General features: G+C 75.6%; 28 protein-coding genes. 15 read left to right on the top strand and 13 right to left on the bottom strand.

The window, feature by feature from the left end; translation table 11 throughout:
* Window positions 1-113: 113 nt before the first annotated feature.
* Complete coding sequence (locus tag CELF_RS02205) at window positions 114-1,238, top strand: DUF6183 family protein (RefSeq protein ID WP_013769616.1); 1,125 nt, start codon at window positions 114-116, stop codon at window positions 1,236-1,238.
* 128 nt (window positions 1,239-1,366) lie between these two features.
* Window positions 1,367-1,846 (top strand): GNAT family N-acetyltransferase, encoded by a 480-nt coding sequence (locus tag CELF_RS02200; protein WP_212758597.1) that lies wholly within the window; start codon window positions 1,367-1,369, stop codon window positions 1,844-1,846.
* Window positions 1,847-1,897: 51 nt separating this feature from the next.
* On the opposite strand, the gene CELF_RS02195 is transcribed toward CELF_RS02200, so the two are convergent.
* Window positions 1,898-2,380 (bottom strand): MarR family winged helix-turn-helix transcriptional regulator, encoded by a 483-nt coding sequence (locus tag CELF_RS02195; protein ID WP_041553313.1) that lies wholly within the window; start codon window positions 2,378-2,380, stop codon window positions 1,898-1,900.
* A gap of 28 nt (window positions 2,381-2,408) precedes the next feature.
* Between CELF_RS02195 and CELF_RS02190 the strand changes: the two genes are divergently transcribed.
* From CELF_RS02190 to CELF_RS20710, 4 genes are all read left to right on the top strand, one after another.
* Window positions 2,409-3,350, top strand: a complete 942-nt coding sequence (locus tag CELF_RS02190) for an alpha/beta fold hydrolase (protein ID WP_232014288.1) — start codon at window positions 2,409-2,411, stop codon at window positions 3,348-3,350.
* Between the two features lie 51 nt (window positions 3,351-3,401).
* Window positions 3,402-3,929, top strand: a complete 528-nt coding sequence (locus CELF_RS02185) for an ATPase (protein WP_013769612.1) — start codon at window positions 3,402-3,404, stop codon at window positions 3,927-3,929.
* Between the two features lie 89 nt (window positions 3,930-4,018).
* Window positions 4,019-4,327: a hypothetical protein gene (locus CELF_RS02180; RefSeq protein ID WP_126297648.1), complete on the top strand. Its 309-nt coding sequence runs from the start codon at window positions 4,019-4,021 to the stop codon at window positions 4,325-4,327.
* 204 nt (window positions 4,328-4,531) lie between these two features.
* Window positions 4,532-4,996 (top strand): hypothetical protein, encoded by a 465-nt coding sequence (locus tag CELF_RS20710; protein ID WP_174302266.1) that lies wholly within the window; start codon window positions 4,532-4,534, stop codon window positions 4,994-4,996.
* On the opposite strand, the gene CELF_RS02175 is transcribed toward CELF_RS20710, so the two are convergent.
* Complete coding sequence (locus CELF_RS02175) at window positions 4,911-5,171, bottom strand: HAD family hydrolase (protein WP_269471696.1); 261 nt, start codon at window positions 5,169-5,171, stop codon at window positions 4,911-4,913. The genes CELF_RS20710 and CELF_RS02175 overlap by 86 nt on opposite strands.
* A gap of 230 nt (window positions 5,172-5,401) precedes the next feature.
* Between CELF_RS02175 and CELF_RS02170 the strand changes: the two genes are divergently transcribed.
* The 3 genes from CELF_RS02170 (at window position 5,402) to CELF_RS02160 (ending at window position 9,398) form a co-directional block, all read left to right on the top strand.
* On the top strand, window positions 5,402-7,087 hold the full coding sequence (locus CELF_RS02170; RefSeq protein WP_013769610.1) for a glycoside hydrolase family 27 protein: 1,686 nt from the start codon (window positions 5,402-5,404) through the stop codon (window positions 7,085-7,087).
* 144 nt (window positions 7,088-7,231) lie between these two features.
* Entirely contained in the window at window positions 7,232-8,479 is a 1,248-nt protein-coding gene (locus CELF_RS02165; RefSeq protein ID WP_013769609.1) for a hypothetical protein, read from the top strand.
* Between the two features lie 166 nt (window positions 8,480-8,645).
* On the top strand, window positions 8,646-9,398 hold the full coding sequence (locus CELF_RS02160) for a class I SAM-dependent methyltransferase (RefSeq protein ID WP_013769608.1): 753 nt from the start codon (window positions 8,646-8,648) through the stop codon (window positions 9,396-9,398).
* Window positions 9,399-9,453: 55 nt separating this feature from the next.
* Here CELF_RS02160 and CELF_RS21340 read toward each other — a convergent pair whose 3' ends face one another.
* Window positions 9,454-10,392, bottom strand: a complete 939-nt coding sequence (locus CELF_RS21340) for a cold-shock protein (RefSeq protein WP_013769607.1) — start codon at window positions 10,390-10,392, stop codon at window positions 9,454-9,456.
* A gap of 68 nt (window positions 10,393-10,460) precedes the next feature.
* Window positions 10,461-10,805 carry an HNH endonuclease gene (locus CELF_RS02150; protein ID WP_013769606.1) on the bottom strand — a complete coding sequence of 115 codons (345 nt, stop codon included), beginning with the start codon at window positions 10,803-10,805 and terminating at the stop codon, window positions 10,461-10,463.
* Between the two features lie 252 nt (window positions 10,806-11,057).
* Here CELF_RS02150 and CELF_RS02145 point away from each other — a divergent pair, with 252 nt between their 5' ends.
* Complete coding sequence (locus tag CELF_RS02145) at window positions 11,058-11,528, top strand: DUF6228 family protein (protein WP_013769605.1); 471 nt, start codon at window positions 11,058-11,060, stop codon at window positions 11,526-11,528.
* Between the two features lie 157 nt (window positions 11,529-11,685).
* Here CELF_RS02145 and CELF_RS02140 read toward each other — a convergent pair whose 3' ends face one another.
* The 4 genes from CELF_RS02140 to CELF_RS02125 all read right to left on the bottom strand — a co-directional run bounded on the left by CELF_RS02140 (window position 11,686) and on the right by CELF_RS02125 (window position 15,009).
* Window positions 11,686-12,087 (bottom strand): hypothetical protein, encoded by a 402-nt coding sequence (locus CELF_RS02140; RefSeq protein ID WP_013769604.1) that lies wholly within the window; start codon window positions 12,085-12,087, stop codon window positions 11,686-11,688.
* On the bottom strand, window positions 12,084-13,181 hold the full coding sequence (locus CELF_RS02135; protein WP_013769603.1) for a peptidoglycan-binding domain-containing protein: 1,098 nt from the start codon (window positions 13,179-13,181) through the stop codon (window positions 12,084-12,086). The genes CELF_RS02140 and CELF_RS02135 overlap by 4 nt, the downstream gene beginning before the upstream one ends.
* A gap of 87 nt (window positions 13,182-13,268) precedes the next feature.
* On the bottom strand, window positions 13,269-13,985 hold the full coding sequence (locus CELF_RS02130; RefSeq protein ID WP_013769602.1) for a class I SAM-dependent methyltransferase: 717 nt from the start codon (window positions 13,983-13,985) through the stop codon (window positions 13,269-13,271).
* Window positions 13,986-14,046: 61 nt separating this feature from the next.
* Window positions 14,047-15,009, bottom strand: a complete 963-nt coding sequence (locus CELF_RS02125; RefSeq protein WP_013769601.1) for an alpha/beta fold hydrolase — start codon at window positions 15,007-15,009, stop codon at window positions 14,047-14,049.
* A gap of 62 nt (window positions 15,010-15,071) precedes the next feature.
* Here CELF_RS02125 and CELF_RS02120 point away from each other — a divergent pair, with 62 nt between their 5' ends.
* Window positions 15,072-16,019, top strand: a complete 948-nt coding sequence (locus CELF_RS02120) for a helix-turn-helix transcriptional regulator (protein ID WP_013769600.1) — start codon at window positions 15,072-15,074, stop codon at window positions 16,017-16,019.
* 52 nt (window positions 16,020-16,071) lie between these two features.
* Here CELF_RS02120 and CELF_RS02115 read toward each other — a convergent pair whose 3' ends face one another.
* The 5 genes from CELF_RS02115 to CELF_RS02095 are packed head-to-tail and all read right to left on the bottom strand — an operon-like array spanning window position 16,072 to window position 20,872.
* On the bottom strand, window positions 16,072-16,752 hold the full coding sequence (locus CELF_RS02115; RefSeq protein ID WP_013769599.1) for a response regulator: 681 nt from the start codon (window positions 16,750-16,752) through the stop codon (window positions 16,072-16,074).
* The gene (locus CELF_RS02110) at window positions 16,749-18,242 is read right to left on the bottom strand and encodes a sensor histidine kinase (RefSeq protein ID WP_013769598.1); all 1,494 of its coding nucleotides are present in this window, start codon (window positions 18,240-18,242) and stop codon (window positions 16,749-16,751) included. Before CELF_RS02110 ends, CELF_RS02115 begins: the two co-directional genes overlap by 4 nt.
* Entirely contained in the window at window positions 18,229-19,071 is an 843-nt protein-coding gene (locus CELF_RS02105) for a membrane protein (protein WP_013769597.1), read from the bottom strand. The genes CELF_RS02110 and CELF_RS02105 overlap by 14 nt, the downstream gene beginning before the upstream one ends.
* Complete coding sequence (locus CELF_RS02100; RefSeq protein ID WP_013769596.1) at window positions 19,068-19,949, bottom strand: ABC transporter permease subunit; 882 nt, start codon at window positions 19,947-19,949, stop codon at window positions 19,068-19,070. Before CELF_RS02100 ends, CELF_RS02105 begins: the two co-directional genes overlap by 4 nt.
* Entirely contained in the window at window positions 19,946-20,872 is a 927-nt protein-coding gene (locus tag CELF_RS02095) for an ABC transporter ATP-binding protein (protein ID WP_013769595.1), read from the bottom strand. Before CELF_RS02095 ends, CELF_RS02100 begins: the two co-directional genes overlap by 4 nt.
* Before the next feature lie 183 nt (window positions 20,873-21,055).
* Between CELF_RS02095 and CELF_RS02090 the strand changes: the two genes are divergently transcribed.
* The 4 genes from CELF_RS02090 (at window position 21,056) to CELF_RS02075 (ending at window position 25,151) form a co-directional block, all read left to right on the top strand.
* Window positions 21,056-21,778: a class I SAM-dependent methyltransferase gene (locus CELF_RS02090; RefSeq protein WP_013769594.1), complete on the top strand. Its 723-nt coding sequence runs from the start codon at window positions 21,056-21,058 to the stop codon at window positions 21,776-21,778.
* A 44-nt stretch (window positions 21,779-21,822) separates the two neighbouring features.
* Window positions 21,823-22,725 carry a hypothetical protein gene (locus CELF_RS02085; RefSeq protein WP_013769593.1) on the top strand — a complete coding sequence of 301 codons (903 nt, stop codon included), beginning with the start codon at window positions 21,823-21,825 and terminating at the stop codon, window positions 22,723-22,725.
* A 206-nt stretch (window positions 22,726-22,931) separates the two neighbouring features.
* Entirely contained in the window at window positions 22,932-24,134 is a 1,203-nt protein-coding gene (locus tag CELF_RS02080; protein WP_013769592.1) for an MFS transporter, read from the top strand.
* 33 nt (window positions 24,135-24,167) lie between these two features.
* Window positions 24,168-25,151, top strand: coding sequence for a MerR family transcriptional regulator (locus tag CELF_RS02075; protein WP_013769591.1), 984 nt, complete (start codon window positions 24,168-24,170; stop codon window positions 25,149-25,151).
* Window positions 25,152-25,265: the final 114 nt, after the last annotated feature.

The following is a 25,265-nucleotide window of genomic DNA, read 5'->3' as shown; positions in this document are numbered from 1 at the left end:
CGATCTCGTCGCGTGAGCTCCTGGGTTCGGCCTGGCCGAGGTCTTGTCCTAGGACTCCGCGGTCACCGCTGGCGCCCGGTGAACGCGCCCGTCGGGTGCGTAGTCTCAGAGCCGTGGTCGATGGGATCGAGAAGATCGTGGCCGAGCTGCCGGAGCTGCAGGACGTCACCGGCGTGTTCGCGCTGGCCGACGCCCGGGTCGCGCAGGGGGACGCAGCCTTCGCGGCGGACCTGGGCCTCGCCCTCGCCCGGGCGTACGGCTCCAGCGAGCGGATGTGGCAGTACACCAGCGTCTTCGGCCATCTGCTTCGGCTGCTCGCGACCACCGCTGGTCCGGAGAACGTGGTCCAGGCACTGCGGCTCGTCTCCGCGGCGGAGGTCACCAGCCCGAAGCGCGATCGCTCCATGGCCTCGTTGCTGGCATCGAGCCACGAGGTCGCGCACCTCGCTGCGGCGTTCACCGGACCCGCGTCGGAGGAGCTGCGGGCGTGCCTGGTCCAGGAGCTGGTTCTCCGGGGCGTCGTCGTCGACGAGACACCTGGGATCGCGGAGTGGGCGACGTCGCCCCACGGGAGTCGTCACCCTCTGGGGTGGTTGCCGCGGACACGCTCCGAGCTGGAGGCCGGCGCAGCTCTGCCGAGCTACCACGCACGTGGTGGCAGCCACGCGATGCCCTACGGGCCGTCGACGAGCCGCGAGCCGGCGGTGATCTCCGGCGCACCTGTCCCGTCGTCGAAGGAGACGACGACACCGGCCGTCGCCACAGCGATGGCCGCCGCCGTGTCGAACTGGGCCGACGAGTCCAACGGCCGCATCGAGGCGCGGGTGTTCGCGCTGGCAGAACCCCTGGACGCCGCGTCGGTCCCGGATGCGCTCCTGACGCTGGGGCTGAAGTGCCTGCACGGCGCAGGGACGGGGGCCGCCGTGTCGGTCGCCGTCCACCCCCCGGCTCGGGCATGGCAGGTGCTCTTCGCTGCGGCCTCCACGGGAGGGGCGTACAACCACGGCGCCTACGGCGCCTACGGCCGGCTGGCCGCCTGGCGGTCGCTGGCCGCGCTGGCGGGCAGCCCGGAAGGCGACGGCGTCGGTGACGTCGAGGCTCGTGCGCGGGACAGCATCTGGTACGGCTTCGAGGCGGGCACGGAGTGGTTCGAGCGTGTGGCCTGGGACATCGGCCTGGCCGCCCTCGGGCCGGACCGTCGGCGCCTGGCCGTGCTGGCCGCGACCGACACCGACTGACGTCCCGTGATCCGCGCGTGCCCGACGTGCTCACGCAGGGAGACGCACGCCGGCAGCACACCCGTCAGCGACGCGCTTCCTGCGGTCGGCCGTGCGTTCCGGGGCATCGTGCGAGGATCGCGGCCGTGATGCTGCGCGACGCGACCGGCGACGACCTCGACCTGCTCCACAACCTGCTGCTCGAGGCGTTCAACTGGGACGGCACGCCGCGGTTCACCCGCGCCGAGGTGGTCGCGGACGCCCACACAGGGCGCTACCTCGGAGGCTGGAAGCGACCGGACGACTTCGGGCTCGTCGCGACCGACGAGGACGGCTGCCCGCTCGGCGCCGTCTGGGCGCGCGCCCTGCCGGCCGCCACGCCGGGCTACGGCTACGTGGCGGACGACGTCCCGGAGCTGGGCATGGCGGTCTCTCGTCCGTACCACGGCCGGGGTGTGGGGTCCGCGCTCCTCGCCGGATGCCTCGAGCAGGCGCGCGGTCTCGGGTGGCGGGCTGTGAGCCTGAGCGTCGAGGACGGGAATGCCGCCGCCCGTGCGCTCTACGTCCGGCACGGCTTCGTGACGGTCGGCCGCAACGGGGGCTCGGACACCATGCTGCGCGAGCTCTGAGCGCTCCCGAGTCTCATCCGTCGCCACAGGGACCCGCCCAGCGGCGGCCGGCTACTGCTCGATCGCGGCCACGTCCTGGCCGACCCACCCGGGTGCGTCCGGGTCCACCGTCGCTCCACCGACGACCTTCACCAGGCTTGCCTCGAGGTGCGCGAGCTCCGCGGCGCCCAGCGTCTCCTCCCACCGCGCGCGCAGGTCGTCGAAGACCGCTTCGCCCTCGCGCAGGACGTCGAGCCCGCGGGCGGTGACCTGGAGCCGGTTGCGTCGGGCGTCGGACGGGTCAGGGTCGCTCGACACGTAGCCGCGGTCGACGAGGACCGCGACGGTCTTCGCGGCCGCCTGCTTGGAGACGGACAGGCGTCGTCCGACGTCGGACGCACTGTCGGCGCCGGCGAGGATCGCGCGCATCGCGAACTCGTGAGTGGGACGGAAGTCGTCGTAGCCGCGAGCGGCCAGCTCGACCATCGCACCGTCCACGAGCGTGCGGAAGCCGCTGAGCAGCAGCAGGGCGAGGTCGGCACCGGACCGGGACATGACGAGGAGCCTAGACGCCACGGTGGACATGGACAACCCGGTTGTCTACAGTAGTCGACAACCTAGTTGTCCATCCGAGGAGTCGACGATGAGCACCACGCAGGCGACCATCCCCGCCGCCACCCACCACACCGCGCGGATCAACGGTGCGCGGATCCACTACGTGACCGCGGGCTCCACCGGGACGCCGGTCCTGCTCGTGCACGGCTTCCCGGAGACGTGGTGGGCGTTCCACAACGTCATCCCCCTGCTCGCCGAGGCGCACCGGGTCGTCGCCGTCGACCTGCGCGGCTTCGGCGACTCCAGCACCGCCGACGACGACCACGACAGCACGACCGCCGCACGGGACCTGCACGGGCTGATCGAGCACCTGGGCTGGGGACCCGTGCACGTGACCACGCAGGACATCAGCGGAGGGACGGTGTTCCGGCTCGTCGCCACCCACCCGCAGGACGTCCTCAGCCTCACGGCGATCGAGGCGGGCCTGGCGGGGTTCGGCCTGGAGGGCCTGGCGGACGTCACGCACGGCGGCTCGTGGCACATCGGGGCCCTCGCGGCAGCCGGCATCCCGGAGCTGCTGTTCACCGGCCGCGAGCGCGAGCTGCTCGGCCGGTGGGCCTTCCCGAGCATGACCGCCGTCGCCGGGTCCGTCACCGACGCCGACGTGGACGAGCTCGCTCGCACCTACGCCCGCCCCGGCGGCTGGCGCGGGGCCGTCGGCCTCTACCGCTCGATGCTCACGGAGGGCGAGGACCTCAGGGCACTGGCGAAGTCGAGACCGCTGACCGTGCCCGTGCTGGCCGTCGGCGCAGGCGGTGGACCGTTCACCTCCGCGACGCTCGACCAGGTCACGGCAGGTGAGGTCACCGCCGTCCAGCTCGAGGGCGTCGGTCACTACGCGGCCCTGGAGGCCCCGGACGCGCTCGCGGCGGCCATCCTCGACTTCACCGCGGCCGTCGACGCAGCATGACCAGGGGCGCCGGGGCGTTCGTCACGGCGCCCGGCACGACGCGGTGGGAGCATGCCGACTGTGAGCGGCTCGCATCTCGTGGTCATCGGCGGACGGTCCGGCGTGGGGAAGTCGTCCGCGGCCTTCGCTCTGCACGACCTGCTCAGGCAGCGCGACGTCCAGCACGCCGTCATCGAGGGTGACGCCCTCGACCTGGCGCACCCTGCTCCGTGGGAGCACCGACTCGCCGAGCGCAACCTCGCGGCCGTCTGGGCGAACTACCGGTCGCTCGGCTACCGCCGCCTCGTGTACACGAACACCGTCGCAGTGCTCCACACCACGAGCATCGCGGCAGCGATGGGTGACGAGCCGCGCGTCACGGCTGTCCTTCTCTCGGCATCCGACGTCACGACATGCGCACGGCTCGCCTGCCGAGAGCGGGGCGAGAGCCTGGCCCGTCATCTGGAGCGCAGCGCCCAGGCCGCCGAGCTGCTCGAGGAGAAGGCACCGCCCGAGGTCCATCGGCTCGCGACGGACGGCCTGCTCCCCGTCGAGGTCGCTCAACGCATTCTGCCTCTGCTGGACTGGCTCCGAGCGTGATCACGCACGGCCACGGCCACGGCCACGGGCTCGCGGCCGTGGCCGCCCGAGCGGCCGGAGCACCCGCGGGCCGCCGCTATCGTGCTGGCGTGAGCACCGCCCCGCTGCTGACCGGCCGCCGCCTGGCGCTGGCTCGCGCCGTGTCCGTCGCGGTCCTGGGCGTGCTGACGTTCGGGGTGCTCGTCGCGCTCGTCACGTACCCGAGCTGGCAGCTCGCCCTCGCGCTCGTGTGCCTGCTGCCGTGCCCGGTGATCGTCTGGTTCAGCCTGCCGACGTGGATCCCGCCGTTCGCTCCGGGCGTGCCGGCCGGCGCGTACGTGCGCAGCCTCGTGCCGCCCGTCATGGTCCTGGCGCTCGTCACCCTCGGTGGTTGGCTGCTGTCGGCCGCACCGACCTGACGTCCGGCACGACCGCAGGCCGCCACGCTCGGAGCGTGAGGACGACCGGGATGCGCTCAGCGTGGAGGTAGCCCGAGCCGGTCCGTGAACGGTGCTGCGGCGTCTCGGGTGACTGCCAGTACGGCGAGTCCGTGCAGGCGCGCTCGCTCTCGTCCATGCCGTCGTCGCCGAGCTCGTAGTCGAACCCCGGGTACAGCAGACGCCGTGCGTGCGCGAGCGGCGCGTCTCGGTGGCGCGCTCGCCGCTGGCCCGGACGACGGCGCGCTCGGCGTGCTCATCGAGCCATACCTGCTCGACGCGTTCGGGTTGGCCCACGAGCCGGGCCTCGCGTCCGCCGTCGGCGAGCGTCTCGGCCGGCTCCCTGCCGACCTCGGTGACGTGGCTACCGGTCGCAAGCCCGTCACCTTCCTCAGCCCGGGCGAGGGCGCGGCTGCCGCCTACTCCCCCGACGCGTTCGCGCGGCTGCAGGAGCTCAAGCGCTCGCGCGACCCCCTCGGCACGCTCGGCGGCGCGTACCCGCTGCTCGGCCGGAGGCCGGTCGCCGCCTCGACCACGATGCGTCGCGGCCGCTCAAGGGATCCCGTCAGACCGACGCGAGCAGCGGGGGCAGTGCCCGCATGTCGTCGAACACGGTCGTGCCCGGCCCCTCGAGCCACTCCGCCGGTGTGAGCCCACCGCGTACCCGAGCGAACGCATCCCGGCCGCGCGCGCCGCCTGCACCCCCGTACCGGCTGTCCTCGACCACGACGCACGCCGCCGGGCTCACACCCATCTGCCGGGCGGCGTGCAGGTACAGGTCCGGCGCCGGCTTGCCGTGCGCGACCTCGGCGGCGCTAACCGTCAGGCAGACCCGTGGACCGGGCGTGGTAGACCCCGACGGACGACCAGCTCCCTAAGCGTTTCGGGACGCGACCGGGAGGTCCGTACGAGGCCGGGCGCTGGCACGATGGTGGTCGTCCGCTCGTGTGAACGCTCACATCCCGCGCGCCGACCCGGCCTGGTCACCGCCGACCTCGCCACGGGCCGCCTCGCCGTTCCGCCACCGCCACGACCGCCGCACAAGGGAGTGCTCTCGTGAGAAGTCCTCGTCGCTGGACCACGACGCTGGCCACGGCCGCCCTGACCGTCTGCGCCGTCGGCCTCGGGACGGGCGCCGACGCGGCCGCCCCGCGGGCCCCTGGCGCCGCGGCGGTCCCGCTCGCTGCACCCACAGTCGACGAGCCCGCTCCCTTGCCGCCGCTCGGCTGGAACAGCTGGAACACGTTCTACTGCAACATCGACGAGCAGATGATCCGGCAGACGGCGGACGCGATGGTGAGCTCGGGGATGGCCGCCGCCGGGTACCAGTACGTCGTCGTCGACGACTGCTGGATGCAGGACACCCGCGACGCGAACGGCAACCTGCGGGCACGGACCGACCGCTTCCCGTCGGGGATGAAGGCGCTGGGCGACTACATCCACAGCAAGGGGCTGAAGTTCGGGATCTACCACGCGCCGCGCGAGAAGACGTGCAACCAGTACTTCGCGAACCTCCCGGGCACGTCGTCGTACGGGCGCGAGGCGCAGGACGCGACCCTCTTCGCGTCGTGGGGCGTCGACTACGTCAAGCACGACTGGTGCGACCCGCGCGGCAGCGCGACCGAGCAGGCGGCCGTCTTCCAGCGGTTCGGCGCCGCGCTCAAGGCCACCGGCCGCCCGATCGTCTACTCGATCAACCCGAACAGCGCGCACTCCAACACGGCCCCGACGTACTCCGGCTGGGGCGCGTTCTCGGACATGTGGCGGACCTCCGAGGACCTGTCGGCCTCGTGGTCGACCGGCTGCGCGCCATCCGCCGACTGCTTCGTCGGGATCACCGAGGCGCTGGACATCGTCGAGCCGATGCGCGAGTGGACGAGGCCGGGCCAGTACAACGACCCCGACATGCTGATGGTGGGCGTGCGGAACGCGCTCACCGCCACCGAGAACCGGGCCCACATGAGCATGTGGGCGATGCTCGGCGCTCCCCTGATCGCCGGCAACGACCTGCGCAGCATGAGCGCCGACGTGCGCGCGGTGCTCACCAACCGCGACGTCCTCGCGATCGACCAGGACCCGCTCGTGCGGCAGGCCGACCGCGTGCGGGACGACGGCGACGCCGAGGTGTGGGCGAAGCCGCTCGCGGACGGCTCCGTCGCCGTCGCGCTGCTCAACCGCGGCTCTGGCACCCGGCAGATCTCGACCACGCTCGGGCAGGTCGGCCTCGGTGCCGGGACGTACCAGTACCGCGAGGTGTGGACCGGCGCGACGGGCTCGACGACGGGCCAGATCTCCGCGCAGGTCGCCCAGCACGGCGTGGCCCTGTTCCGGGTCGGTGCCGGCGGCACGACCCCGCCGCCGACCGGCACCGCGCTCGTCAGCGCGTCGTCGGGGCGCTGCCTCGACGTGCCCGGCAGCGCGACCGCGAACGGCACCGGGCTCGTGATCTGGGACTGCCACACCGCAGCCAACCAGACCTGGACCGCCGGCGCGGACGGCACCCTCCGCTCGCTCGGCAAGTGCCTCGACGCGCCGCCGAGCGCGACCGCGGGCACGCGCGTGCAGCTCTGGGACTGCAACGGCGGCACCAACCAGCAGTGGACGTCCCAGGCCGACGGCACGATCCGTGGCGCCCGGTCCGGGCTGTGCCTGGACGTCGACCGGAACCTCACGGCCAACAGCACGGCCGTGCTGCTGTGGACCTGCACGGGAGCGGTGAACCAGCGCTGGTCGCGCCGGTAGGCCGCACCGGCGCAGGTCGGGCCGCCGCACCGGGTCGACGTCGCGCACGGGTGGCGTTCGGGCGAACCGCTCAACGCCGCGGGAACGCGTGCCGATGGGCAGGCGCGCCCGACGACCGTCCGGGCCGGCACGCCCGGAGGTTCAGTGACCACCCACACGTCCGCCGCAGGCGGGCCGCCCACCCCCGACGCCGACGACTCCACGGCGCGCGCGCCCGGGGGTTCGGACGACGTCCTGTCGGAGACCCTCCGCCGCCTCCGGGCCTACGGACCGCATCACGACGACCCGGTGTGGCCCCCGTTCGGGCCGCACCAGCTGCGGGTGCCCGAGGTGCCACCCCTTCCGGCACCCGAACCCGCGCACGTCCCGGGCCTGCGCGGCGCTCGGGTCGTCTGGTGGGTCTCCGTCGCGCTGCAGGTGGTCTGGGCAGCCCTGGTCGTCCTGAACTACGTCGGCGACGCTGCCGGCTGGTGGGTCGACGACACCTCGGTGGCCGACAAGGTGTACCAGTGGCTGGCCAACGCGACCGGCCTCGCGTTCGTCACGCTGCTGCCGGCAGGCGTCTGGCTGGCGACGGCCAGGAGCAGGCGCGACCTCCCGCTGCGGCAGCATGCGGCAGCGGCGCGGGCACGGCAGGCGCACGTGGACCACCTCACGCAGATCGAGGGCTACCGCACCGCACAGGCCAACCACCTCGACGAGACGACCCCGCTCGAGGTGACGAGCCGGCCCGCCCACGGCTTCGCGGGCGCCGGGCTGTCGACCACGACGTTCGGTGAGAACGCCGCCGCGGGGCGAGCCGGTGAGGAGCTCACGAGCGCCCTCCTGACCGACGGCGTCAACACGCGGTGGTTCACCGCTCGCCTCGTCAACGGGGTCCGCTGGCCCGGGACCGACAACGCCGACCTGGACCACGTGGTGTTCGCCGGCCGGAAGGTGGCCGTCGTCGACTCCAAGATGTGGCCCGCGGGCGACTACACCTGGGACGGCACCACGCTCACCCGGGACGGCGAGACGCTCCGCCACCCGCCCCGCCTCGAGCACGCCGTGTCCGCCCTCCGCCGGGCACTCGCGACGGAACCTGCCCTCGTCGAGCTCGAGACCCTCGGCGGCGCGATCGGCAAGCACCGGACCGTGTCGGGCCGGTACGACGTCGTCTCCGGCGATCCGCGCAAGCCCTACCACGACGGGTACCGGGTCCGCGGGTGGGTCGTCGTGCACACGAAGGGGCCGGTCCGCCTCGTCAACGTCGGCGAGCCGTCCATCCCCCTCGTGACGCCCGCCGAGCTGCTCGAGGCCCTCGACTCCTACTTCGAGCAGCATGCGGACGTCGTGGACCGACCCCTGCTGGACTACCTGCTGCGCCACCAGGTGGAGGCAGCGGACGCGTAGGCGGTCGGCGACACGCCGCTCCTCGGTCCCGCCGTGCGGCGCTGACGGCGACAGCCTGCCACGCGACGGTCCGCCGGCTGCGGGCCCGGCCGCGAGCGCGCACGGCGCCGACCCGACGGGCTCAAACGCGTGGACCGTCCGCGGACTCGCTGCGATCGTCGTCGGCATGGACCCGCAGCAGATCTGGGACGCCGAGACCGCGCAGCAGTACGACACCCCGGGCGTCGGGATGTTCGCGCCCGAGGTGCTGGACCCGACCGTCGACCGGCTCGTCGAGCTCGCGGGCGGTGGGCGGGCGCTCGAGCTGGCGATCGGCACGGGCCGGGTGGCCGTCCCCCTCGCGGAGCGCGGGGTGGAGGTCGTCGGCATCGAGCTGTCGGAGCCGATGGTCGAGCAGCTGCGCGCCAAGGTCGACGAGGCGACGATCCCCGTGGTCGTGGGTGACATGGCGACCGCGAGCGCGCCGGGTCGGTTCTCGCTCGTCTACCTCGTGTTCAACACCATCTCCAACCTGCTGACGCAGGAGGAGCAGGTCGCGTGCTTCCGGAACGCCGCGCGGCACCTTGTCCCGGGCGGCCGGTTCGTGGTCGAGCTGTGGGTCCCGGAGCTGCGCAAGCTCCCGCCGGGCACCGGCGCGACGGTCTGGGCGCTGGAGCCCGGCTACATCGGGCTGGACACCTACGACGTGCTGCAGCAGCGCGTCGTGTCGCACCACTTCCGGTTCGACGAGGGCCGCGAGGCGCGCCTCGGCCGCAGCGCGCACCGGTACGTCTGGCCGGCCGAGCTCGACCTCATGGCGCAGCTGGCGGGCCTGAGCCTCGAGAGCCGGCACGCCGACTGGTCCGGCGCCGAGCTCACCGCCGACTCCCGTTCCCACGTGTCGGTCTACCGGGCGCCTGCGGCGCCGGCGCCGGTCTAGAGGAAGGGCTCTCGGGCACGCCACCGCCGTCGACGGGACGCGCGGCGGACGACCCTCAGAGCAGCTCGACGCGGTCGGCCTGCGGGCCCCTGTCGCTCTGGCGGACCTTGAACCGGACGCGGTCGCCCTCCTCGAGCACCTCGCCGTTCCGCACGACCGACACGTGCACGAACAGGTCGGGCCCCCCGGCGTCGGGGGTGATGAAGCCGAACCCGCGGTCGGGGTCGAAGCGCGCGACCACGCCGTCACCGCCGCGCACGGGCGCGTCGCCCGACGACGGGCGCCCCTGCCGGCCGTGCGCCGGCTGCGCGGCCCTGGCCCGGCGGGTGGAGCCACCCGCGAGCCGGACGTCGCGGGCCTGCGGGCCCCGGTCCCCGGCCGCGACGTCGTACGTCACGCGGTCGCCCTCGACGAGCTCGCTCAGGTCGCCCACCAGCGAGCGGGCGTGGACGAACAGGTCCTCGCCCCCGTCGTCGGGGCTCACGAACCCGAATCCCTTGTCGGGGTCGTACCAGGTGACGGTGCCGTCGGCACCGTCGGAGACCGCCGCGGGGGTGGCCTGGGCGCCGAGCGGGAGCAGGTGGTCGGCCTGGGGGCCCTTCTCGCCGGGCACCACGAGGAACGCGACCCGCTGGCCCTCCGTGATCACCCCGCCCCCCACGATGGCCGAGCTGTGCACGAAGATCTCGGGACCGCCGCCGTCCGGGCCGACGAAGCCGTACCCCTTGGTCGGCTCGTACCAGCTCACCGTGCCCAGCACGCCGAGCGGCGCGTCGCCGGCCACGTCGCCGACGACGCGGACGCGACGCGCGACGGGACCCCGGTCGCCCTCGCCGACCTCGAACTCGACCTCCTGGCCCTCGCGGAGCACGCGCGGCCCGTCGTCGCCGACGATCTCGGACGCGTGGACGAACAGGTCCTCGGCCTCGTCCCCGAGGCTGAGGAAGCCGAATCCCCGCTCGGCGTCGAACCATCGGACAGTTCCCTGGGGCACGGCTCACTCCTCGTCGACATGCGTTGCTCGCGTCCAGTGTCCCCGATCGGGGAGCACCCGGCGACGAGCTACGGGGCCGGGCGCAGGACGAGGCGGATCTCCGCGTGACGCAGGAGGAAGGCGCGTTCGTCGAGCCGCTTGCGCCGCAACCACGACACGACCTCGGCGTTGCACTTGCTCGCGTTGCAGGGCCCGCACGCGGGGACCACGTTGTCGACGGTGTACCGGCCCCCGCGGGAGATCGGCAGGATGCAGTCGCGCTGGAGCGGGCGGTCGGTCGCACCGCAGTAGGCGCAGCCGCCCCAGGCAGCCCGCAGCGCGCTCCACTCGGTCGTCGTGAGGTCGTTCTCGACCCGCGCGAGCCGGCTGCGTCGGCGTCGGGCGTACCGCGTCGCGCGGGTGGGTCGGGCCATACCGGGAGCGTAGGAGCCGCGACGGCCCCGACGGCTCGCACGCGCCGGGCGCGGCGACCGGCGCGTCGTGCTGCGCCGTGGCGAGCGGGGACGGTCGCGCGACGTCGACCACCTGCGACCGCGTCCCGCGCGCCGGGCAGGGTGACGGCCGCAGCCGGCGGTCGCTCGATCGGGCGACGCGCGTACCGCCGACCGCGGGGTGCGAGACCCCCGACCCGGGCGCCCGGGCACGCGGCGGTCTACGGTGCCGGGATGCCCACCGCGCGACCCTCCGACGAGCCCGCCGCCACGGTCACGTGCCGGGACGAGCCCGAGGTCTCCGTGCGGCTGCACAGCCGGTACTTCCCGAGCGAGCAGGGGGTGGGGTTCTCCGTCTCCGCGGCGGCGAGCGGGCTGCGGGCCGACGTGCACGGGGTCGAGGTCTGGGGGTTCGACACCGTCTGGCTGCCGGACTTCGTCGGGGCGCTCGCCGCGCAGAGCGACGGCTGGGTCGGTGAGCGGCTGTGGGCGACGGACCGGCTGGAGGTGCGCGCGGCCTTCCACCCCGGCGGTCGCGTCAGCCTCGCGTGGGAGCTGTACCCGCTGGTGTCGCGGCCGGACGACTGGAGGCTCTCGGTGACGACCTGGGTCGACGCGGGCGAGCAGCTGAGCCGGTTCGCCGCGGACCTGCGCGGGCTGCTGCCCTGGCCGAGCACGGGCTCGGCGATCCCCGACCCGCTCTGACCTGCCGGCGCCTCGACGCGGAACAGCCGCGTCGACGACGACGGCCGTGCCAGGGCGTCGTGGAGGCGCAGCCCCGGACGTCGTACGGCACGTTCGTCGTCCAGGACTACCCCGTGCTCGGCGGCGAGCCCACCGGCGGTGCTGCGCGACCGCGACGTCAGCGGCGGGGCGTGCGGACCGTGCCCGTCCACGGGCTGACGGCGACGAGCACACCGGCGTCCGTGGCGATCTCCACCTCGACCGCGACGTCGACCGCGAGCCCCGACTCCAGCGGGACCCCGGCGAACGACACCTCGAACTCGTCCTCACGACCGGCGGGGACCTCGATCGCCCCGGCGGGGACCTCGTCGTACGCGGGCAGCCGGTAGACGAACACGTCCCCCACCGTGACGGTCCGCTCCGGGAACCGCACCCGCACCCCCGACACGGCCAGGCGGCGCGCTGCGGTCCCGGAGCTGCGGGCCGTGAACCGCGCGTGCGTGACCGCAGGGACGGCCGGGTCGGTGACGACCTGCTCGACCGCGACCCCCGTCACGTCGAGCGCGCCCGCGCCGGTCATCGCCACTCCGCGGCCGCGACGACGTGGCGCGGCGGCGTGATCGTGCGCGGCCCGGGGACCGTGTCGCCCGCGACCGCGTTGCGGACCGTGATGCTGCCGTTCGGCATCCGCACCCGCACCCGCGTCGCGCCGACCTTCGCGATCACCTCGCCGACCGCGGGCCCGCCGACCCCGGGGTAGCTGCCGACCGTCGCACCGACGCCGGACGGGTCGATCGACACGGCGCCCGTCGTGGGGTCCGTGGTCGTCAGGCCCGGGTCGGCGGCGAGCCCGCGGTCGATCGCCCAGTAGGTCTCCATCTCGAACACCCGCGTCTCCTCCGCCTCCCAGCTGCGCGTCTGGTAGGCCCGCGGCTGCCGCGCGTGCTGGTACTCGTGGTACAGCGACTTGGCCACGTTCTCGTTGGTGTCACCCGTCGCGATCGTGATCGACGTGCCGGCCGTCTCCCCCGCGCCCGGCATGGGGTGCGGCACCCAGCCCGTGCCGTCGAACTGCTCGTCGGCCCACGAGAGGCCGGCGACCATCTCGACCCGCAGGTTCTGCAGGTCGGCGAGCATCGCGGAGTTCCACTGCGCGAGCACCGCCTTCATCCCCGCGAACGTGTACGGGTCGCCGGCCGTCGACGGCAGCGCCATCGCGGGGAACCGTGCGTCGAGCGACCGGATGGTGTGCGCACCGACCGCGCCGGCGGTGTCGCCGCCGACGGACTCGCGCTGCTGGTACTGGCGCACGCGCCGGGCCGTCTCCGCCTCGAAGATCCCGTCGACGCCGAACGTGCGGAACAGCACGCCCGCGTCGTGCACCGCGTGCTGGACCTTGCGCACCGGGTCGCCCGTCGCGCCGCGCGCGAGCGTCGCCCGGCCGGCCTCGACGTCCTGCAGCACGGTGTCGGACGCGAACCGCGGCGACGTGAGCGCCCGCTGCAGCGCGACCGCGTCGGCCCGGGGCGACCGCGCCGCCCCGAGGAGCCCGGCGACCGCGCGGTTGCCCGCCGTCGCCTGCAGGGCCAGGAGCGCCGCAGGCGGCGACGCACGACGCTCCGCCGGCTCGGCGGCCTCGTGGTCGGGCTGCCGGCGTGCCGACGCCCGCCTCATGCGTGCCGTCCCATCGGTGCCTCCCCGGGGTCCGCCGACCTCCCGATCGTAGCGAGGGGCCGGGTTCCCGATCGGGCACGGTCCGGCTCAGGGGCCGGGGACCTCGAGGACGAAGAAGAGGAACGTGATCTTCGTGGAGAGGTCCCGGAAGTCGTCCGGGAAGAGCTCGCGCGCAGCGGGGTCCGGCTGCGGCTCGCTGACGACGGACAGCCGGAACCCCGCGGCGGTGAACGCCTCGGTCATCGCGTGCAGCGGGCGGCGCCAGAAGGTCATCGGGAACGCCTGCTCGCCGAAGGTCCACTCCTCGGTCCAGCTGGTGGTCGCGTGGTAGTCGGGACGGGGATCGAGGTGCGCGTAGTCCGCGAACGGGTGGTGCACGGCCACGACGAGACGGCCACCGGGACGCAGGACGCGACGCAGCTCCGCCAGCGCCGGGCCCCAGTCCTCGAGGTAGTGCAGGACCAGCGACGAGACCGCGTCGTCGAAGGACGCGTCGTCGTACGGCAGGGGTTCGCCGAGGGCGGCGACGCGCACGTCGACGTCGTCACCGAGGCGCTCGCGGGCGAGGGCCACCATCGCGGCGCTGGCGTCGAACCCGGAGACCGTCGCGCCGCGGTCGCGCAGCCGGGCGGTCAGGGCCCCCGCGCCGCACCCGGCGTCGAGGACGTGACGGCCCCGCACGTCGCCTGCGAGCGCCTCCATCGCCGGCAGCGCGTAGTACGCGTTGAGCACGTTGCTCTCGGTCTGCGCCGCGTAGAGCGCCGCGAAGCTGTCGTAGTCGTTCGCCGTCCCGCCGTCCGTCATACCGGCAGCGTGGCAGACGACCCCGACGAGGACGAGGCGTCGCGCCGCTGCCCGTCGAGGGCTACCCGCCGTGCCGGGCCAGCCAGGTGAGGATCACCTCGGTCGCCTGCTCGGGGAGCTCCTGCTGGATCCAGTGGCCGCAGTCCAGGTCGACGACGTCCACGTGCGGCACGAAGTCCGTGAGCCGCTCGGAGCGGACCACGGTGTCGCGCGTGCCGTAGACCATGAGCGCGGGCTGCCGGACCACGGGGTCGGCGTCCGCCAGCAGGTGCCAGTTGCGGTCCAGGTTCCGGTACCAGCTCAGGCTCGGTGTGAAGCCCGTCGCCGTGAACGCGGACACGAGCACGGCGAGCTCGTCGTCGCTCAGCAGCGGCTCGCCGGGCGGGTCCTGCGTGCGGGCGAGGTCGATGAGCGCCATGCCCGGCTGCGGCGGCGCAGGCGGCTGGCCGGTGCGGAAGAGGTTGCGCAGGAACCGCTCGGGGTCCGCGTCGAGGACGGCGTCCGCGACGCCGGGTCGGCGGTTGAGGTGCACGAGGTAGAAGTCCTCGCCCAGCGCCTCCTCCAGGGCGTCGACCCACGGCCGTCCGCCGCGCTCCTGGTACGGCAGGCTCAGGTTCACGACCGCGTTCACGCGCTCGGGGTGCAGCTGGGCGAGGCTCCACACGACGAAGGCGCCCCAGTCGTGGCCGACGAACGTGGCGTCCTCGTGGCCGTAGTGGTCGAGCAGCCCGACGAGGTCGCCCGTCAGGTGCGCGACGTCGTACGCGGCGACGTCGGCCGGGCACGACGACCGGCCGTAGCCGCGCTGGTTGGGGACGATCACGTGGTAGCCCGCGGCAGCGAGCGCGGGCACCTGGTGGCGCCAGGAGTAGGCGTGCTCGGGCCAGCCGTGGCAGAGCACGACGGCCCGGTCCGCGTCGCGCGGGCCTGCCTCGTAGACCTCGAGCTCGACGTCGTCGAGGGCGACGAGCGTGGGCTCGGGGAAGTCGGTCGGGATGGGCGTGGTGCTCGGCTGCGTGGTCATGTCGTCATGGTGCGGAGGAGAACCGGTCATCTCGTGGCCGGTTTCTCTGGGACGGTCGTCGTGTGCGCGCCGACCGTCTCGTGGCCACCCTGCTCCTGCTGCAGCAGCGGCGGCAGGTGACCGCGGCCGAGGTCGCCCGCGAGCTCGAGGTGTCGGAGCGGACCGCGCGCCGTGACCTCGACGCGCTCGCGACCGCCGGCGTGCCCGTGTACTCCGTGCAGGGCCGCGGCGGGGGCTGGCGGCTCGTCGGGGGCGCCCGCACCGACCTGTCGGGCCTGACGTCCGGCGAGGCCCGCGCGCTGTTCCTCGTCGCCGGCCCCGCGGCCGACGCGACGCCGGCCGTGCGCGCCGCCCTGCGCAAGCTGGTCCGCGCCCTGCCGGAGCCGTTCCGGGAGCAGGCCGAGGCAGCGGCGGCGTCGGTCGTCACGGACCCGCAGCCGTGGGGCTCGGACGGGACGAGGCGCCCACCGCCGCCGTTCCTCGACGTGCTGCAGGAGTCCGTGGTGCGCGGCGTCCAGGTGCGGCTCGGCTACGTCGACGGGTCGGGCGCCACGTCGACGCGGACCGTGCACCCGTGGGGCCTGGTCGCGAAGGGCCCGACCTGGTACCTGGTCGGCGGCACCGGCGCGGGCCGGCGCACGTTCCGGGTGGACCGCGTGTCGTCCGTCGACCCGACCGACGACCCCGTCGACCGGCCCGAGGACTTCGACCTCGCCGCGAGCTGGCGGGAGATCGCCGACGAGGTCCACCGGCGGCGCACGCCCCTGGAGGCCCGGGCGCTGTGCGTCCCGCACGGCCTGCCGATCCTGCGCCGCGGGTTCGGCGGTCGCCTCGAGGTGGGGGGTCCGACCCCCGACGGTCGTGTCGAGGTCGTGGTCCGGGGGCGCGACGCGTCCGTGCTCGCGGGTGAGCTCGCCGGGCTCGTCGAGTGGGTCGAGGTCACCGGCCCGCCGGAGGTGCGCGAGCACCTGGCCGCCACGGGCCGCGCGATCGTGGAGCGGTACCGCTGAGCGCGCGCGCGACGACGCGCCAGGTCCTCGCGCTGTCCCCCGGTCTCCCGGCTCAGCCGCGGGCCGCGCTGCCGGCGAGCCCGCACTCGTACGCGATGATCACCGCCTGCACGCGGTCGCGTGCGCCGAGCTTCGCGAAGACGTTGCCCACGTGCGTCTTCACCGTCGCCTCCGAGACGACGAGCTCGGCGGCGATCTCGACGTTCGACGCGCCCTCGGCGACGAGCCGCAGCACGTCGAGCTCGCGCGGCGTCAGGGCGGCCAGGCGGGGGTCCTGACCGTCCGGGGCGGGCGCGCGGCCGCCCGTCGGCAGGTGCGGCGCGAACAGGTCGAGCATCCGGCGCAGCACGCGCGGCGCGACGACGGACGTGCCCGCCGCAACCGTGCGGATCGCGTCGACGAGCTCGTCGGGACGGGCCGTCTTCAGCAGGAAGCCCGACGCACCGGCCCGCAGCGCGGCGAACGCGAGGTCGTCGACGTCGAACGTCGTGAGCACCAGCACGCGCGAGCCCGGGTGGGCGGCGACGATGCGCCGGGTCGCCTCGATGCCGTCCATCCCGGGCATCCGGATGTCCATGAGCACGACCTCGGGTGCGAGCGCGGCGACCTGGTCGAGCGCGACGCGCCCGTCGGCGGCCTCGCCGACGACCCGCAGGTCGGGCTCGGACTCGATGACGAGCCGGAAGCCGCTGCGCAGCAGCGCCTGGTCGTCGACGAGCAGGACGGTCGTCATCGGGCGTCTCCCTCGTCGTCGGTCCACGGCAGCTCCGCGTGCACGCGCCACCCGCCGCCCGGGCGGGGGCCCGCCTCGACGTGGCCGCCGAGCAGCGCGGCACGCTCGCGCATGCCGACGATGCCACGGCCCGTGCCGCCTCCGCCGCCGGGCCGCGTGCCGCCGCTGTCGGTGACTTCGACCTCGACGCCCGCGGGCGTGCGCCGCACCGCGACCTCGACGGACGGCGCCCCGGGGGCGTGCCGCAGGACGTTGGTCAGCGCCTCGCCGAGGATCCGCACGACCGCGAGCCGCACGGCCGTGTCCTGCGGCAGCGCGACGTCGAGGCCGGTCGCCGTCACGGGGACGCCCGTGACCGCGAACCGCTCCACGACGGTCGTCAGGTCCACGTCGGTCGGCTCGGTCGCGTCGCCGCCCGCCGGTCCGAGCGCCCCGAGGACCCGCTGCATGTCGGTCAGTGCGGTCCGGCCGGTGCGGGCGACCTGCCGCAGCGCCTCGCGGGAGCGGTCGGGTGCGCGATCGAACGCCGCGTCGGCGCCGCCGGCGAGCGCGACCATGACCGTGAGGTTGTGCGCGACGACGTCGTGCATCTCGCGCGCGATGTGCTGGCGCTCCGCCGCGCGCGCGAGGGCCGCGCTCTGGTCGCGCTCGCGGGCCAGCGCGCGGTACCGCTCGACGAGGTCGGCCGCGTGCAGGCGACGCGCCCGCTCTGCCGACCCGACGGCCACGCCGAGCAGGAGCAGCGCGAGCAGCAGCAGCACGGAGCCCATGCGCCGCCCGGCGGAGAACAGCGGCTCCTCCAGCCCCGGCCCGAACGCCGACCGGGGACGGGTGCCCTCGCCGAACCACGCGATGATCTCGATCAGGCCGATGTCCTGCCACTGCCACAGTGCGGTCGTGACGACGACGAGCACGCCGCCGCACACGGCCCAGGCGGTCGCGGCGCCCCGCTCCGCCGCGACGCTGTAGAGCGCGCACGCCAGGCACGCGCCCAGGACGCCGAGCACGCCGTCGGCCCACAGCGACGCGAGGGCGGCGACGGCGAGCAGCGCGGTGACCGTGATCGGGCGGGTGCGGCGCACGAGCAGGAGCGTCGCGCCGACCGCGGTGCCGAGCAGCCACGTGCGCGTCACCGAGTGCACGACGTCGGAGCCGCGCGGGTACAGCCCGAGGGCGACGGCTCCCCCGGCGGTCTCCCACACGAAGATCGTGCCGACGAGCCCGACGACCGCCATGGCCCCCGCGACGGCCACGTCCATGACCCACGGCCGCGCCGTGACCAGGCGGGCGACCGGGCTGGCCCCCCGCACCTGCTGCTCGGTGAGCGTCTCGTCGGCGGAGCGCGCCGCGCGCACCGCGACCGCGCGCCGGATCACCACGGGCCCACTCTCCCATCCGGCGGCGACCTGCCCGCCCACGGTGCGGGTCGGCGCGGCGGCCGGGCTGGGCCGGACGACCCCGCCCGCGCCCGGCCCGTCAGCGGAGGTCATGCCGCCGCAGCCGGTACGCGGCCGCCACCAGGACGGCGGTCACCCACGCGGCGACGACGGCGCCGCCGCCCCACGTCCCCAGGTGAGGGCCGTGCGTCGCCGCGTCCAGGGCCGCGAGCGCGGCGTCGTCCTGCACGAGCCGCGCACCGGCCGACGGCAGCAGCGCCCGGATCGTGTCGGTGACACTGCCGGGGTTCGCGGCGAGCAGGTGGTCGCCGACGACCGCCAGCACCATGCCGACGACGACCGCGTCCGCGGGGCGGCGCAGCAGCGCGCCGAGACCGAGCCCGAGCAGCGCGACGGCCACGCCCGCCAGGACGAGGCCGAGCAGGGCACGGGCCGTCCCGGGGACGGCGAGGTCCAGCTCCGGCGCGTCGCCGCCGCGGACGCCGGCGGTCGCCAGCCACGAGGTGCCCAGCGCGGCGGACGCCGTGACGAGCGCCGCAGCAGCCGTGACGACCGCCTGCGCGGCGAGGACGGGACGACGCCGCGGCACGGCCGTGAACGTCGTGCGGCTCGTGCCTGTCGTGTGCTCGCCCGTCCCCACGAGCACCCCCAGCACGAGGAACCCGACCTGGGCGAGCACGAACCCGGACGTGACGACCCAGGAGCCGGAGCGGCCGTCGCCGGGCCGGACGAACAGCCCGAGCCCGTACGCGGTGCCCGCCGCGACGACGACCGTGCCCAGCACCAGCCACAGGTGCGCCGGGACGCTCGTGAGCTTGGTGGCCTCGGCACGCAGGACACGGCGGGTGGTGACGCCCGTGCGCGCCGGCGCGCCGCGCGGGGTGCGCCGCACCGGGGGGCGCCCCTGGTCGACGGCCGTCACCGGACGTCCCGGGTGCGCAGCCGCACGGCCGCGGCGACGAGCAGGACGAGGACCCACGCGGCGAGCACGAGTCCGCCGCCGACCGGTCCGAGGTCGGGCGTGCCCTCCATGGCGCCCGCCGAGGGCGACGTCGTCATGAGGCTGCCCGCCGTGCCGGGCGTGAGGATGTTGAGCGTCCCGACGAGGGTGACGCGCGGGACCGTGCCGGCGGCCGTCAGCGACGCCGGGTCGCCCCCGGCCAGGAGCGGGTCGCTCGCGGTCATGAGCACGACCGGCAGGACCAGGACGACGACGAGCGCCGTCACCAGCGCCGGGACGGTCCGCCGCAGCAGCGCGCCGAGCGCGTGCCCGAGCAGGGCGAGCCCGACGACCAGCAGGGCCGTCCCGAGCAGCAGGCCGGGACCGTCGCCGGCCGCGAGGTCGACCGTGATGCCCCGCGACGCCGCCGGGGGCAGGATCCCGAGGGCGCTCGCGAGCGCCGTCAGGACGCCGACGCCGAGCGCGAACGCACCGACGACGAGCGCCTGCGCCGCGAGCACGGGCCACCGACGCGGCACCGTGGTGAACGTCGTCCGGACGGCGCCGGTACGGAACTCGCCCGCGCCGACGAGGACGCCGAGCACGAGCGGGCCGATCTGCGCGAGCACCAGGCCGGTCGTGAGGGAGTCGACCGGCTGGAACCCCGGGTCGACCGACGACGCCTGCGCGCTCAGGTAGGTGATCGCCCCGCCGACGAGGACCGTCGCGGCGGCGGTCCACCACGGCGATCGCAGCGAGACGACCTTGGTCCACTCGGCGGCGAGCACACGCCCGAACGCGGGTCCGCGGGTGCCCGCCGGGGTCACGGCCCGCTGGGGCGTGGTGGTCGCGGCGCTCATCGGGCACCGCCCGCGGTGACGTCCGTGCGGTACTCGACGGCGTCGCCCGTGAGCTGCAGGTACGCCTCCTCCAACGACCCCTGCTCGGTGGCGAGCTCGAGGACCGCGACGCCGCACGCGCGCGCCGCGGTGCCCACCTCGTCGACCGTCGCGCCCCGCACGTGCAGCACCCCGCCGTCCTGCGGCGTGACGTCGGCGCCCGCGGCCGTCAGCGCGCGGACCAGCGGCTCCGGCTCGTCCGTGCGGACCCGGACCACGCCGGCCCGCTCCGAGCGGTCGACGACCTCCTGCACGGACGCGTCGGCCAGCAGCCGCCCACGGCCGATGATGACGACCCGGTCCGCGCACAGCGCGAGCTCGTGCATGAGGTGCGACGACAGCAGCACCGTCCGCCCCTCCGCCGCGAGCTCCCGCACCAGGCGCCGCACCCACAGCACGCCGTCGGGGTCCAGGCCGTTGACCGGCTCGTCGAGGATCAGCGTGGCCGGGTCGCCCAGCAGCGCGCCCGCGATGCCGAGCCGCTGCCCCATGCCGAGCGAGAACGTGCCCGCCCGGCGGTGCGCGGCCGGCTCCAGGCCCGTCTGCGCGAGGACGTCCCGCACGCGCGCCCTGCCGATGCCGTGCGTCTGCGCCATCGCCAGCAGGTGCTTGTACGCCGTGCGGCCCGGGTGCACCGAGCGCGCGTCGAGCATGACGCCGACCGCGTGCAGCGGGGCCGGCAGGTCGGCGAACCGCCGGCCGTCGACCGTCGCCGACCCCGACGAGGGGCGCTCCAGCCCGACGACCACGCGCATGGTCGTCGACTTGCCCGCGCCGTTCGGCCCGAGGAACCCCGTGACCGTCCCCGGCCGCGCGGTGAACGTCAGGCCGTCGACCGCCGTCGTGCTGCCGTAGCGCTTGGTCAGCGCCTCCACCTCGATCATCGCGTCTCCTCGTCGTCGGGCCCGTGCGGGCGTCCGTCGGCGACGCTACGAAGACGGCGCAGCGCCCAGCACCGACCGCCGGCGGAAACCCGCGCGGCCGCCGTCTCCCCCCACGGGAGGAGGGGACCCACCCGGCGACGAATCCGCTAGGCCCGCCGCCGCGCGGCGACCTAGCGTCGGCGCGTGCCCGACTACGACGCCCGGCTCGTGGAGCTGTACGACACCGACAACCCCGCGGGGCCCGACCTGGACCACGTCCGCGAGCTCGCCGACGCGATCGGCGCGACGTCCGTGCTGGACCTCGGCTGCGGGACCGGCCTCGTCACCGCGGCCCTCGTGCGGCCCGGGCGCCGGGTCGTGGGCGTCGACCCGTCCGCCACGATGCTCGCGTACGCCGCGCGGCGCCCCGGCGGCGACCGCGTGACGTGGGTGCACGGCGACTCGCGCGACGTCCCCGACGGCCCGTTCGACCTCGCGCTCATGACGGGCAACGTCGCGCAGCACATCCCCGACCCCGCGTGGCAGCGGACCCTGGCGGACCTGCACGACGCGCTGCGGCCCGGCGGCGTGCTCGTCTTCGAGAGCCGCAACCCGCGCGTGCGTGCCTGGGAGGCCTGGGCGGGCGCCGAGCCGACGACCCGCCCCACCGACCACGGCCCGCTGCGGGAGTGGACGGAGGCCGAGGAGCTGGAGCCGGGGCGTGTGCTGCTCACCTTCTCCAACGAGCTCACGGACCTCGGCGAGCTCGTCGTCGAGCGGCTGACCCTGGAGTTCCGCGAACGCGAGCAGCTCGAGCGCCAGCTCGCCGAGGCGGGGTTCGACGTCGCGCACGTCTGGGGCGACTGGTCCCGCTCCCCGTGCACCGACGACGCACCGCTCCTCGTCGTCGAGGCGCGGCGGGCCTGAGCGTCGCGCGGCGACGGGCCGGTCCCGCCGTTAGCGTCGGCCCCATGGGTGTGCTGCGCGTCCCCGCGCCCCAGGTCGCGGCGCTCGCCGCGCGGCCCCGGTCGCGCCCGGCCGGTCCCCGGGAGTCCGCGGTGCTGGCCCTCCAGCGCGCCGCAGGCAACCGGGCCACGACCCTCGCCGTGCAGCGGGCGCTGTGGACCACGGTGCCCGAGCGCCGCGCGGTCCGCCCCGAGAACGTGCACGCGCTGCCCCGGGGGACGTGGCTCGTGGACGACTTCGGGCGCGACCACGAGCTCGTGAGCCCGTTCACCCGCGACGAGGTGCTGCTGCGCCGGCTCGACGGCAGCGTCGTCGTCCACCACCTGCTGACCGACGACACCGAGCCCTACGAGCCGGGGCGGCCCGCCTTCCTGCTCATGCGTGACCCGCAGGTTCTCGACGGTGCGCAGGTCCCCGGGTCGGCCGAGCACCACTGCGGGATGTCCTTCGGGATCTCGCTGTACGGCGAGGACGAGAAGCGGCTGCAGACGAGCGGCGTCGCCATCCTGGAGTCCGTCACGACGCAGCAGGCCACCGGCTGGTTCGCGTCCGCGCCGGCCGTCGCGCAGCGGGACTTCGGCGCGTGGTTCCCCGGCGGGAGCATGGTCGACCTCCTGACGATCAGCACCGTGAGCCGACCCGAGCCCCGCGACGAGGGAGCGGAGCCGGTCACCGACGAGCAGCCGGCGTCCGCGGCGAGCACCAGCGACGGCGTCTACGAGGCCTTCCAGCGGTTCGACTTCGTCGACGAGACCGGCGCGGTCCGCCCGATCCCGAGCAGCGGGTTCCAGATCCGCAAGCAGATGCGCGACGGCGTGCTGACGGTGCGCCGCACGCCTGCCGCCGGGGACGGAGCCGGTCCCGGTGTCATGGACGGGACGGGCGAGGCGAGCGTGCGGTTCGCCTGAGCACGGCCCACCCGACGAGCCCCTGCAGCCCGCGGCGTGATCGCGTCGATCGACGGGACCCACGTCGACACACCTCGGGAGTCACCCCGAAGCGCGTCGCCGAGCTGATCGCCGGGGCCGTCCAGCGGTGACCGGCGTTCGCCCCGACGCGGTGCGCGCGAGTCCACGGTTGACCCTCGTGCAAGTGGAGGGCCGAGCGTGCCGCCATGACCGTCGTCGACGCACCGGCCCCGCCCCTGCCCCGCACCTACCTCGTCTGGCTGGCGGGGCTCACGGTCGGCCGGCTCGGCGACGCGACGCTCGCGTTCGCGCTCGGCTGGGCGGCGACCGGGCTCGGCGGGACGACCGCCGCGCTCGTCCTGGCGTCCGGGGGGCTCCCGCGCGTGGTCCTGCTGCTGGTGGGCGGCGCGGTCGCGGACCGGTCCGGGGCGCGGCGGCTGCTGGTCGCCGGGGAGGCGGCGCTGCTGGTGCTGGCCGCCGTCCTCGCCGTGGCGCTCGCACGGTTCGGGACGCCCACGTGGCTGCTCGCCGGCGCGGCGGCGGCGCTCGGCACGGTGACCGCGCTGTGCCTGCCCGCCTCGGGGTCGATGCCGCGCCGGCTGGTTCCGGACGGACTGCTCGCCCGCGCGCTCGCCGTGCGCCAGGGCTCGGGGCAGGTCGTGCTGCTCGCCGCCGCACCGCTGGGCGGCCTGCTCGTGGGAGCGGGCGGGCTGCAGGCGGTCGCATGGGGCGCCGTGGCCGCGTCGGCCGTCTCGCTGTGCAGCCTGCTGGTCGTGCGCGAGCGCGCCGACCCGGCGACGGTGGACGGTGCCGTGCGTCGCGCGGCGCCGAGCGCCCTCGGGGTCGTGCTGCGCACACCGGGGCTCGGTGCGGCGCTGCTCCTGACGGGTGCCTCCGCCGCGCTCGCGCTGCCCGTCGCGACGCTCCTCGTGCCGCTGCTCGGCCGCACCTCGGGCTGGGGGCCCGGCGCGACCGGGGCGGTGACCGGTGCCGTCGGCGTCGGGTCGGTGTGCGCGGCGCTGCTCGCCGCCCGACCGGCGAGGCGCGCGGGCCGCGCCACGACGCTCCCGCTCGCGACAGGGCTGACCGTGAGCACCGCGGGGATCGTCCTCGTCGCCGCGGGCGGGTCGTCCGCCCCCGCCGTCGCCGCGGTGGGCGGGCTGGTGCTCGGGTTCGGCAACGGCGCCCTCGCCGCGCGGCTCGCGCCGCTCGTCCTGGGTACCGCGCCCCGCACGCACCTGGCGCGCGTGCAGGCCCTGGTCGGGCTGGTCCAGGCGGTGCCGGTCATGGCGACGACGGCCGCACTCGGAGCGGTCGCGGAACGGACGACGCCGGGCGCGGCGCTCGTGCTGACGGCCGCGGGCCTCGCCGCGTGCGCCGTGTGGGCCCGACGCCGGTTCACGGGTTGACCCTCGTGCCGGTGGAGGGCCCACAGTGGGTCCGTGCACGACGACCTCCTCAGCATCGGCGAGCTCGCCCGCGCGGGCGGCCTGCCGGTGACCGCGCTGCGGTACTACGACGCGACGGGGGTGCTGCGCCCCGCGCACGTCGACCCCGTCACCGGGTACCGCTGGTACACCGGCGCGCAGGTGCACCCCGCGCGCCTCGTCGCGAGCCTGCGCCGGGCCGGGCTGCCGGTGGCCGACCTGGTCGCCGTGCTCAGGGCTCCCGAGCACGCGGCCGTGGTCCTGGACCGGCACCGGCGCCGGCTGGTGGAGGACCTGGTCGCCGCGCAGGCGCACCTCGACGACGCCGCGGGCCTGCTCGCCGCACCGGCACGGTGCGTCGTCGCCGCGGACGCGCTCGTCGGTGCCGTCGGCGCCGTGCGGCACGCGGTGGGTGCGGCCGACGCCCGGTGGCCCGGCCTGGCCGGGGTCCTCCTGCACCTGGACGGGGCGACGCTGCGGCTCGTCGGGTGCGACCGGTCCCGCCTGGCCGTGGCCTCGGTCCCCGTCGCCGAGCCGTCCGGCCCGCCCGTCCGGGTGCTCGCTCCGCCGGCGTTCCTGGACGCGCTGACCGCGGCGACGCTGCCCGCCTCCGGTCCCGTGACGCTGCACCCGCACCGCCTGGAGGTCCTGGGCCGCACGAGCGCCGCGCTCGCGGGCGCGTACCCGGACTACGAGCGGCTGCTCCCGCCCAGCGGCCTCCCGGCCGCGACCATGGCGTCCGGCGCGCTGACGGAGGCCGTCGTGGGCGCCGGCGACGTCGTCGTCGTGCGGCTCGACGGCGGGCGCGTCGCGCTGGCTCCTCCGCGGCCCGGCGACACGCTCGGCTACTCGCGCTCGTTCCTGCTCGACGCCGTGCGCGCGGCACGTGCCGAGCACGTCGCGCTGTCCCTCGACGACGAGCGCGCCGCCCTCGGCGTCTCGCCCGCGGACCGCCCGGCCGACGTCGGGCTCGTCATGCCGGTGCTCCTGCACCGCTGACCGCGCGGCGGCCGGGCGGTCGTGCGCACCCGATCGTGGCCACCACCCCCGGAACGCGCTGGTCGCCGGTAGATTCCGAGCGGCCGGTGGCGTCTGCCGGTCGGCGACCCACGG

Origin of the sequence: Cellulomonas fimi ATCC 484 (assembly GCF_000212695.1) — a bacterium.
Lineage (GTDB): Bacteria > Actinomycetota > Actinomycetes > Actinomycetales > Cellulomonadaceae > Cellulomonas > Cellulomonas fimi.
Note: the sequence above shows the minus strand (reverse complement) of the source record. Positions and strands in the feature narration are given on the sequence as shown.